Origin of the sequence: Rhodococcus sp. (in: high G+C Gram-positive bacteria) (genome assembly GCF_049591685.1) — a bacterium.
GTDB lineage: Bacteria > Actinomycetota > Actinomycetes > Mycobacteriales > Mycobacteriaceae > Rhodococcoides.
In genome coordinates, this window is record NZ_JBAWFH010000011.1 from 1 (window position 1) to 9,292 (window position 9,292).

The 9,292-nt window shown below is 65.3% G+C and carries 10 protein-coding genes and 1 pseudogene; 7 read left to right on the forward strand and 4 right to left on the reverse strand.

What is annotated here, in order from left to right:
• Positions 1 to 496 precede the first annotated feature (496 nt).
• Positions 497 to 667: pseudogene (locus tag WBQ44_RS00345) on the reverse strand (sigma factor-like helix-turn-helix DNA-binding protein); the annotation flags it as partial.
• 30 nt (positions 668 to 697) lie between these two features.
• Between WBQ44_RS00345 and WBQ44_RS00350 the strand changes: the two are divergent.
• Both WBQ44_RS00350 and WBQ44_RS00355 read left to right on the forward strand, forming a co-directional pair.
• Entirely contained in the window at positions 698 to 937 is a 240-nt protein-coding gene (locus WBQ44_RS00350) for a zf-HC2 domain-containing protein (protein ID WP_495564748.1), read from the forward strand.
• Positions 938 to 1,226: 289 nt separating this feature from the next.
• Complete coding sequence (locus tag WBQ44_RS00355) at positions 1,227 to 1,496, forward strand: hypothetical protein (protein ID WP_495564749.1); 270 nt, start codon at positions 1,227 to 1,229, stop codon at positions 1,494 to 1,496.
• Positions 1,497 to 1,538: 42 nt separating this feature from the next.
• Here the strand turns inward: WBQ44_RS00355 and WBQ44_RS00360 are convergent, their stop codons facing one another.
• On the reverse strand, positions 1,539 to 2,270 hold the full coding sequence (locus WBQ44_RS00360) for a DUF5134 domain-containing protein (RefSeq protein WP_495564750.1): 732 nt from the start codon (positions 2,268 to 2,270) through the stop codon (positions 1,539 to 1,541).
• Positions 2,267 to 3,808, reverse strand: a complete 1,542-nt coding sequence (locus WBQ44_RS00365) for a PepSY-associated TM helix domain-containing protein (RefSeq protein WP_495564751.1) — start codon at positions 3,806 to 3,808, stop codon at positions 2,267 to 2,269. The genes WBQ44_RS00360 and WBQ44_RS00365 overlap by 4 nt, the downstream gene beginning before the upstream one ends.
• Positions 3,809 to 4,018: 210 nt before the next feature.
• On the opposite strand from WBQ44_RS00365, the gene WBQ44_RS00370 reads away from it, so the two are divergent.
• From WBQ44_RS00370 to WBQ44_RS00385, 4 genes are read left to right on the forward strand one after another with little or no spacing between them, the layout of a single operon-like run.
• Complete coding sequence (locus WBQ44_RS00370) at positions 4,019 to 5,047, forward strand: ABC transporter substrate-binding protein (RefSeq protein ID WP_495564752.1); 1,029 nt, start codon at positions 4,019 to 4,021, stop codon at positions 5,045 to 5,047.
• Positions 5,044 to 6,108 (forward strand): FecCD family ABC transporter permease, encoded by a 1,065-nt coding sequence (locus tag WBQ44_RS00375; RefSeq protein WP_495564753.1) that lies wholly within the window; start codon positions 5,044 to 5,046, stop codon positions 6,106 to 6,108. Before WBQ44_RS00370 ends, WBQ44_RS00375 begins: the two co-directional genes overlap by 4 nt.
• Entirely contained in the window at positions 6,105 to 6,917 is an 813-nt protein-coding gene (locus WBQ44_RS00380) for an ABC transporter ATP-binding protein (RefSeq protein ID WP_495564754.1), read from the forward strand. The genes WBQ44_RS00375 and WBQ44_RS00380 overlap by 4 nt, the downstream gene beginning before the upstream one ends.
• Positions 6,914 to 7,711, forward strand: coding sequence for a DJ-1/PfpI family protein (locus WBQ44_RS00385; protein WP_495564755.1), 798 nt, complete (start codon positions 6,914 to 6,916; stop codon positions 7,709 to 7,711). The genes WBQ44_RS00380 and WBQ44_RS00385 overlap by 4 nt, the downstream gene beginning before the upstream one ends.
• Positions 7,712 to 7,874: 163 nt before the next feature.
• Here the strand turns inward: WBQ44_RS00385 and WBQ44_RS00390 are convergent, their stop codons facing one another.
• Complete coding sequence (locus tag WBQ44_RS00390; RefSeq protein ID WP_495564756.1) at positions 7,875 to 8,717, reverse strand: SDR family oxidoreductase; 843 nt, start codon at positions 8,715 to 8,717, stop codon at positions 7,875 to 7,877.
• A gap of 108 nt (positions 8,718 to 8,825) precedes the next feature.
• Between WBQ44_RS00390 and WBQ44_RS00395 the strand changes: the two genes are divergently transcribed.
• Positions 8,826 to 9,167, forward strand: coding sequence for a winged helix-turn-helix transcriptional regulator (locus tag WBQ44_RS00395; RefSeq protein WP_495564757.1), 342 nt, complete (start codon positions 8,826 to 8,828; stop codon positions 9,165 to 9,167).
• The last annotated feature ends 125 nt before the right edge of the window (positions 9,168 to 9,292 follow it).

The following is a 9,292-nucleotide window of genomic DNA, read 5'->3' on the forward strand; positions in this document are numbered from 1 at the left end:
GAAGAACGTTGCCACCGCTGCCGCAAGCGCGGACAACACGAGAACCGCACGCGCCCATTTGACAAGGCGTAGTGCCAAGAAGTCGATCATGGTGGGGCCTCCGTAAGGTAACAATTGTAAACCTAAGGAAAGCTAGCACGTAACCTTACGGGTGTAAACATAGAATTCCGGCGTGGCGCCCTTGCTCGGCCGCCCTGTCGAGTGCGGCGACGACGTGCTGGGGACATCCGTCGGTGCGTCCGGCAAGCGCGACCGCGGGGCTTCTCGGTCAGCACCTCTGTCCTGGTGTTCCTCGCCCCTGGCGGCGACGGCGCGCGAAGCGTCACGACACCCGAATCGCCGAGGTGATGTTCGCGCTCCGACCAGGCTCGTGATCGGGAGCTGACCGAAGATTCCTGACGTCCGGCGCGACAACGCAATGCGGAGCGGATCGGGGCTGACGCCGCGGGCCGAGTCGTTCTATCCGGTGTTCTGTCCATCGGCTCGCGATGCTGCGATCACGTGCGCGTGCAACTCGGGAGCGGACCGTCCCGATGGGACATCCGGACACCTGTGCTGCTTCGTCGTAGGTCAAGCCGAGCACCTGCGTGAGGATCAACGCTTCGCGGCGTTCGGCCGGCAACCCAGCGAGCAACATCCTGACCTCGACGAGATCTTCGGAAGAGCTCACGGACGAGGACGATGCTGTCTGCGCAGAGTGGGCAACAGCGACCCAATCGACCGCGGCGGTGAACTCTTCCACAGACCTGCGCGACGGGACTGCCCATTAGCGCGAGAAGCTCTGTCAGCGCGCATCGACGGAGAACGAGAGCCCGTTCCCACCCATCGCACGGACGAGCATCTCGCTACCTGCACCGACTGCCGGCTTGGTACGCCTCCGCGACGGCACTGTCGCGTGCTCTGCGCGTCGGCTCGGCTACCTGCACTCCGGATCTGACGTCGAAGATCCTCGACGCCGTCGGGGTCCCCGCACCGAGAAGCCGGCCACAGCGTGCACAGCGGTGGGTGAGCCGCGAACACCCATGGCGCGCCGCATTGGCGCAGTTGGCCTTGGGACTTACCCAAACTTTCGGTGTCGGTCACGATCACGGCCACGACGGAATGGCCATGGGACCGGAGGCGATGAACGGGCACCTGTTCAACGAAAGCACCGCCTGGAACCTTGCTGTCGGCGTCGGACTCCTGATCGCCGCGTGGCGCCCGGCCGCGACCAACGGATCTTGCCGGTGTTGGCCACGTTCACGGTGCTGCTGACGGGCTTTGTGATCACTGATTCCGTAGCCGGGCAGGTCATCGCCGAGCGGGTGGCCTCGCACGCCGTCATCGCCATCGGAGTGCTGGTGACGGTGATGGTCCGCAGACGAGAGCTCCACACCGGGCCTCCGGCCTCGCATCGTCTACCCGCCGAGACCAGCGCCGACATCGAGCTGCCCGACGGAGCCCGCTACGGACGACCACGCGGCCACCTACGCGATGCGAACGATCCGGCCGCCTGACCCGCGCTCGCGTGGACACCTGCACTGGGTCCGGGCATCGTGCTACATAACGCCCATCATGATCGCCATCCCGGCTGCCATCGCCACCTCGCACGCCGCAGCGACAGTCTGCAGCCGCGACGCCGGTAGTACAGCCGCGGCAGTGCTGCCCGCCTGCGCTGCGGGCGAAGGATGTAAAGGTGCGAGAGCAGCCGTCTGTTCGGCGACGAACAGACGGTAGAGCCACACGATCGCTGCTACAGCGAAGACGATTGTGAGCGTAAGTGATACCGCGGAGATCCATCCCGGTTCGCTCATGGCACCAGCATGGTCATGACTGCTCATGTCCATGCCCGGGGTATGGGCATGTGTGCCCGTCCCGGCCATGCCACCTGCAGCGGAGTCGGCGGTGTGATCGTGCGCGGCGGCGCCGGGAAGCCATCCGGCCATCACCGCGACCATCCACACCATCGCAGCCATCATGAACGCGTGATAACCGCCCATCGCCGGCCCGTGGGGGTGCTCGTCGACACCGGCGCTGTTCGGCGTCGTGCGTGCTGCGTAGATCGCGAACCACACTGCCGCCGCGGCGAAGAACACTCCCTGCGGTAGAAGTGGGACGCCGAGTCCCCACGGCCACGCCATCGCGATCATCGCTGCGCACATCAACAGATGGAAACCGTGGTCGATCCGAATGTTCCAGTGCGCGGCGCGAGAGATGCGGTACACGCAGTACCCGGCGGCGAACACGAACAGCGCTGTGGTGATCCACCGCAGCGAGGTATCGGCAATCATGACCTGTCCTGCCGATCGAGTGCATCGATACCCGGTGCTGGATCCGCGTCGGTTCGTTCTTCCCGCGTAGGCAGCGACGCCGATTCGAGTGCGGTTCCGCGCGATCGGTGGTGATGTCGAAGTCCCAGAGCGACGTCGACGGCAACGAACACTGCGAGCGTCATTCCAAACAACGGTAGATACCAACCCAGCATCACTGCGATCACCACCGCCGACACTGCGGCCCACGGCGGCATCCGGCGCAGCGCACCGCGTTTGGCCGGTGGCCCGAACCTGACTCCTGATGCCCGGGTGGGACGCCGCCACCACCACATCTGGTAGCCGCGAAGGATCACGGCGATCAGCCCGATAGCAGTGAGCGCTAACAGGATCTGATTGACCAGCCCGAACAGGATGCCCATGTGGGCATCGATGGTCCAGTTGGTCATCTTGGCCATGAACGGCCAGTTCGCGAACTCGACCTTGTCGATCACCTGCCCAGAGCCGGCATCGACGGCCACCGAATCGTAGCGTGTAGGCCAATCCCGCTTGGCCTCTTGCACTTTCCATGCCTGTCCCTCTTCCGGGGGCGGAACGAGTTTCATCGGCACCTGCAGTCCCGCGCCCTCGGCGGCGGCTTCGACACCGTCGATTCCGACACCTTCCCCGATGACGGTGTCGGTGACCGCCGCGCCTGTACCCCCGTGGTGATCACTACTTGCACTCTCGCCCGTTCCGGCAGGATCGGTCTCGACCGACGGTGTCGTCCACGACAAGGCCGTACGCACGTCCCCAATGGTCTCTCCCGCATACCGCGACCACGTCAAACCGGTGACCGAGAGCAGCAGCAATGCGGCGATGATCCACACACCGACCGTGCCGTGCCACGACAACGCACGAGCCCGGCCCTTTTTCTTCGGTTCCGGCACGAGAGCAGCCCTGGCGGCTTCGGCAGCACTGGCCGAGCGTTGACGGACCCGGGCGACCCACAATACGAGGCCACCGAGTGCGACCACCCACAGCCAACTCGCAGCCAGCTCACTGTAGTTACGGCCCAGATCACCGAGGTGGAGGTTGCGGTGCAGTTCGTCGATCCACGCCCGCACCGGGAGCCACTCACCGAACGTGGTCAGTTCCCCGCGTACTTGCGCGGTGTAGGGGTCGACGAACACGGTCCGCCCGTACCCTTCGGGAACGTCGTCGACCGCCAGAACGACACGGGTGGTGCTCTCGGCGTCGATGGGGGGCCGGACCTCGGTAATCGACCCTTCCGGGTAGGCGGCGCGGGCCGCGGCGACCTGATCACCGAGGGGCAGCTGTTGATCGCCGATCTGATCGACGGTCAGTTCGTGGCGGTGAACGTAGTCCGACAACTGCGGGGTGATGGTGTACAGCAGGCCGGTCACTGCCGCGATCAGCAGAAACGGTCCGACGAGGATGCCGGCGTAGAAGTGCAACCGCAGCACGAACGGCCTGATCTGTGGCCACAACGGCGTCTTCGTTGCCGAAGCCGGGGTGTCTCCGCGCGCTGACGGTCGATCGATCTCACTGGTGGACATCTGCGGGCTTCGTTCCTTCTCCTCGGGCTGCACAGGGCTGTCAGCCGGTCCTACTCGTGCAGTAGTCGGGCCAGCGGTCCCGGAAGTTCCCGATCCGTCCGATCCGTGCGCACGGGAACTAAACGAGTCTCGCGCCCGACTACGTCCTCGTATTGCTACTGCGGCCCGCCACGGGATTCCGGGTGCACGTGTCGAATCGAAGGAGTTGCCGTGTCGAGATTGTCTCGACGATCGATGGCCGGATGCGCGGCGATCGCCGCCGTCCTCGTTGTGACCTCGGGATGTTCCGATTCCGGTGAGTCGGCGTCGTCGGATTCGCCGTCGGCTGCGGCCTCGGCGGCATATCCGGTTTCGCTGGAGAACTGCGGACGCTCCATCACGGTCGATGCGGAGCCGACGCGCGTCGTCAGCCTCTGGCAATCGACAACCGAAGCCCTGTTGGCTCTCGGTCTTCGGGATCGAATCGTCGCGGTTCAGGAAAATTACGCGCCCTACCCGGCCTCGGTCGAGGACGCCGCACAGGGCCTTACGGGCATCGGCAGTTCGATGGGGTTCCCGTCCAAAGAGGTACTGCTCAGTGAACGACCTGATTTCGTGACGGGCCAGGTCCTCGACGGCTACGCTTTCGACCCGTCCCAGGGCTACGCAACAGTCGAGCAGCTCGAACAGAGCGGTGCAGCTGTGTACGGCGCGAACCTTTGCTCCTCTACCGACGCTCAGAGCACCGAGAAGTGGAACATCGACACTGCTGCGAAGACCCTGCGTGACTTCGGTCGTATCTTCGACGTCGAGGCGAAAGCGGACGCCGTCATCGCGCAATTGGACGCGCAGAAGCAGGACGTGATCCGTGCGGTGGCGGGGAAGCCGACCGTCCGCACCGCGTACTTCAATGGTGGCGAAGGGCCGGTGATCGTGCTCGCCGGCGGAATCTACGACAGCTTGATCACTACGGCGGGCGGTACCAATGCATTCCCCTCGGATGCTGTCTACGTCAGCAAGGAAGAATTCGCCGCCTCCGACGCCGACGTGATCCTGGTCGGTACGTTCGACGGGCAGGACTTCGAGACGCAGAAGGCGTTCCTGGAGAACACATTCCCGAATGTGCCGGCCGTCCGGGACGGACGGATCAGCGAGGTGCCCACGCAGCAGACCGATTCATCGATCTCGGTCATGGTCGGACTCACGAAAATCGCCAACGCACTTCACCCGGGCCTGGACCTGCCCGTATCCTCGGCGTGAGCAGAGCGTCTGCCGTCGATCGCGTAGCGGCACCGCCGAATTTTCGGCGAAAAGTAGTACTGCTCGTCTTGGTGGTCGGTGTCGCCCTCGCCGTCGTCGCATCAGTGGCAATCGGGAGCGTGGCGATCTCCCCGGTGCACGTCGTCGACGTCATCGTCGCGCATCTCCTCCCGTGGAGCACCGGAACCGCTGGACTCGACGACCAGATCATCTGGGAATTTCGACTTCCGCGGGCGCTGCTCGGATTCGTTGTCGGCGCCGCCCTCGCTGTCGCCGGAGCGGTACTGCAGGCCGTCGTACGCAACCCTCTGGCCGACCCGTTCGTGTTCGGGGTCTCCTCGGGGGCATCGTTGGCGGCCGTCGCCGCCCTGACGCTGACCTCGGGCGTCCTCGCTGCGGTGTCGACTCCGGTGGCGGCCTTCGTCGGGGCGCTCGCTACGACAATCGCCGTGTTCGTCCTCGCCCAACGAGGGGGCCGGGTGAACCCAAGTCGTCTTGTGCTCGCCGGTGTCGCGGTGTCGTACCTGTTGAGCTCGTTGACCAGCTATCTCGTCCTCCGTGCGAGCGGCCCCGGTAGTGGAGTCGGACAGGTTCTCTCGTGGCTCGCGGGCAGCCTCGCAGCCGCCACCTGGACCGACCTCGGTGTGCCGACAGCGGTGCTGGTGACTGCGACCGTAGTACTCGTACTGTTCGCCGGAGTGCTCAACGCCTTTCTCATCGGCGACGAGACAGCCGCCAGTCTCGGGGTCGACGTGGCACGGATGCGACTGCTGCTGTTCGTCATCACCTCTATGCTGGTCGGGGTAGCGGTCGCGGTGAGCGGGGCCATCGGCTTCGTCGGACTCGTTGTCCCCCACGCGGTCCGCATGCTCGTCGGCTCGGATCACCGCTGGGTGCTGCCCGCCTCGGCACTCGCCGGTGGTCTGTTGCTCGTCGTGGTGGACATCGGGGCCCGTCTGGTGCTCGCTCCGAGTGAGATCCCCGTGGGTCTGCTGACCGCAGTGGTGGGTGCGCCGTTCTTCCTGTGGCTGTTACGCCGGTCCGGGCGCGAGGACCGATGAATATCGAGGACGGCGCGCCGCTGCGCGTCGAGGGCGTCGGCGTCGATATCGCGGGTCGCCGGATCATCGACAACATCTCGCTGTCGGCTCAGTCCAACATCGTGGGCGTCGTCGGCCCGAACGGGAGCGGCAAGTCCACCCTCCTACGGGCGATCTATCGAATGCTGCGTCCGGCCGAAGGCCACGTCCTTGCCGATGGGCGTGACGTGTGGACCTCGAGCGCGCGAGAAGTCGCCCGGGTGACAGCCGCGGTCGTGCAGGACAACCCCTCCGATCTGGAGCTGACGGTAGCCGATTGTGTTGCGACCGGACGGCTTCCGCACGGTCGTCTGTTCGCAGCGGCCCGACTCGGTGACACCGATATCATCGAATCGGCGATGCGGGCGACCTCTGTTGCAGATCTCGCGCACCGTCAGGTCAGTACGTTGTCCGGTGGTGAACGTCAACGTGTACAGCTCGCCCGAGCACTGGCTCAAGAGCCCCGAATACTGGTGCTCGACGAGCCGACCAACCACCTCGACATCCGACACCAGTTGCAGCTGCTGACGCTCGTACGAGAACTCAGGGTCACGACGCTGGTCACACTGCACGATCTGAATCTTGCCGCCGCCTACTGCGACCAGGTGGTGATGCTCGAGCGCGGCCGTGTCGTTGCATCCGGGAGCCCCCGTGAGGTGTTCACCTCCGAGCACCTCCTGCGGGTATTCGGAGTGCACGCAGCGGCGCTTGTCAATCCCTTGACCGGCCGACTCCAACTCGCCTTCTCCGACGAAGACGACCGACAACGAACAGACAGGATCACGCGGTGACCGATCACACCGACAACCCAACGGGCAGCACAGTGTTCGAGGCCGCCGACGACGATGCGGCCAAGCAAGCGGCCATCGAGCGCAGCCTCGCCGCGCACGACGCGGTCGCCGGCCTCGCGCCCGACGGTTTCCTCACCGGTCAACAGATCCTGATAGTCGTGCACCCCGGCTTCGAGATGCTCGACGCCATCGGCCCGATGCACTTCCTCGCTGCCACTGGAGCGACCGTCCACCTCGCCTCAACGGGGCCGGCGGGCGAGCCGGTGGTCAGTGGGAACGGGGTGTCGGTGCTACCGACCGTCGCGTTGGCCGAGGCGGACGATGCACCCGCGGTCATCCTCGTCCCCGGTGGCGACACCGGGATCCTGCTGCGTGACGTCGCCGCGATGGCACACATCGAACGGCTCGGACGCAGCGCCCAGTATGTGACCAGCGTGTGCACCGGATCCATCGCCCTCGCCGCCGCCGGTCTCCTCGATGGTCGACGCGCCACGTCGCACTGGGCGTTTCGGCATCTGCTGACAGGTTACGGCGCGATCGAGGTCGACGAGCGCGTCGTCGAGGACGGGAATCGTATGACTGCGGCGGGGGTGACCGCGGGAATGGACCTGGGGATCGCACTCGTAGCCCAGCTTTGCGGCGACGACTACGCCCGATTCTCCATGCTCGGTGCCGAATACGCGCCGCAACCTCCGTTCGACGCCGGGACACCGCACACAGCGGGCCCCGAACTCGCCAGCATCGCGCGCGACTTCCTCGCACCGATGGAACAGGAGCTGAAGGCGACGCCGTAGTCGTTCGTCGAGCGTCTCCCGAGCGCCGATGCGTGAGCGCAGGTCTCGGCCGCCCCACACCTCACCGGCCAAGACCCGGAAGTCGAACATTTCCGTCACGACCCGGTCGTCGAATGGCGATTCTCGAACTCACGGTCGCCGCCCAAAACGGTGAGGCGAACTGTCAGATGTTCAGATCTGTCAGCCATTGCTGCACGCTGCGTGGGGCGATACCCAGTAGTTTCTGCGCGGACCTGCTCGGGGTGATGACTTCATCGGGCAGCGTGTGTCGGTGGTGGTAGGACTCGACGACGGGCCCTGCAGCTCCTGCGCCGAACAGTGGGGTGATGAGTTCGCCGTAGTGGTCGGGGGTGATGGCGCGGAAGGTGACCGGTCGGTGGAGGTACGTGGCGAACCCTGCAGCGATATCTGCGCCGACGAGACCGGGCAGGGCTCCGACCGACACGATTCCGGTGACCGTGTGATCGGTGAGTAGACGAACGGCGATGTCGGCGATGTCGAGGTGCGAGCTCCAAGACACGGCGTAGTCCGCCCGGATCGGGTACATGAGCACTCCGTCTTGGCGTACCGGTCCGAGGGATATGGGGAGCAGGAAGTTCTCGAGAAACACGCGGGGCTCGATCACGGCGTGGGACACCCCGCTGTCGGCCAGCAGGCGGGCGAGGACGTCGGGAGCTGACGTCGGAGTCGTGGAGTCGTCGATGGTGGATCCGCTCGTGGAGAACACGACTCGGGCCGGCCTTGCCCGGCGGACTGCTTCCGCGATCGAGCGGGCCGTGGCCATCTGTACGTCGAGGGGGCCGATGGGGATGTGGACGAAGACACCGTCCGCGCCGGTGTACGCATCGACGAGCGAGTCGACGGAGGTGTAGTCGACGGACACCGCGGAGCCCTCGACGGACGAGGTGTCGCGGACCGCGGCCGTGGCCGGGTGGCCCGCTGCGGCGAGAGCGGCGAGAACGGGAGAACCTTGGGCGCCTGTGGCACCGTGCACGATGTAGGTCATTCCGCCATTAGTGCATGCAATGCAGTGGTTACGTCAAGTGCACTGGCTGCAACGTGGGCATACATGAGGCCTATCGCGTTCGAAGACTGTTCTGTCGAGACCTGTGGTGTGACGCGTTTTCTGAGTTTGCTGGACGGTCCATGGGCCACATTGATCGTGCGCGAACTGTTGGGCGGTGCCCACCGGTTCGGTGAACTGCTTTCGGCATTGGACGGGATCAGTGCTCACACGTTGACGAACCGGCTCCGTAAGTCCGAGACCCATGGGTTGCTCGTCCGGACGGTGTATCCGGAGATCCCACCTCGGGTGGTCTACGAACTCACTCCGCTGGGGCAGGGGCTACGGCCGGTGCTGGACGCCATGAACGCATGGGCTGCGACCGTTCCGACGGCTGTACCGGCGTCCGAAGAAAGTCCGGCGGCGCCGCTCGCGGTTCCCGACCGGCGCTAGTGATCCGTCGGTGAAATAGTACGGTAGTTTGTAGTATGCCTGTTATGACTGCGGCGGCATTGCCGGTGACCGATGTACAACGTGCGGCGTTGACGAGGATGTCGGTATCGACATCGCTGCCGCAC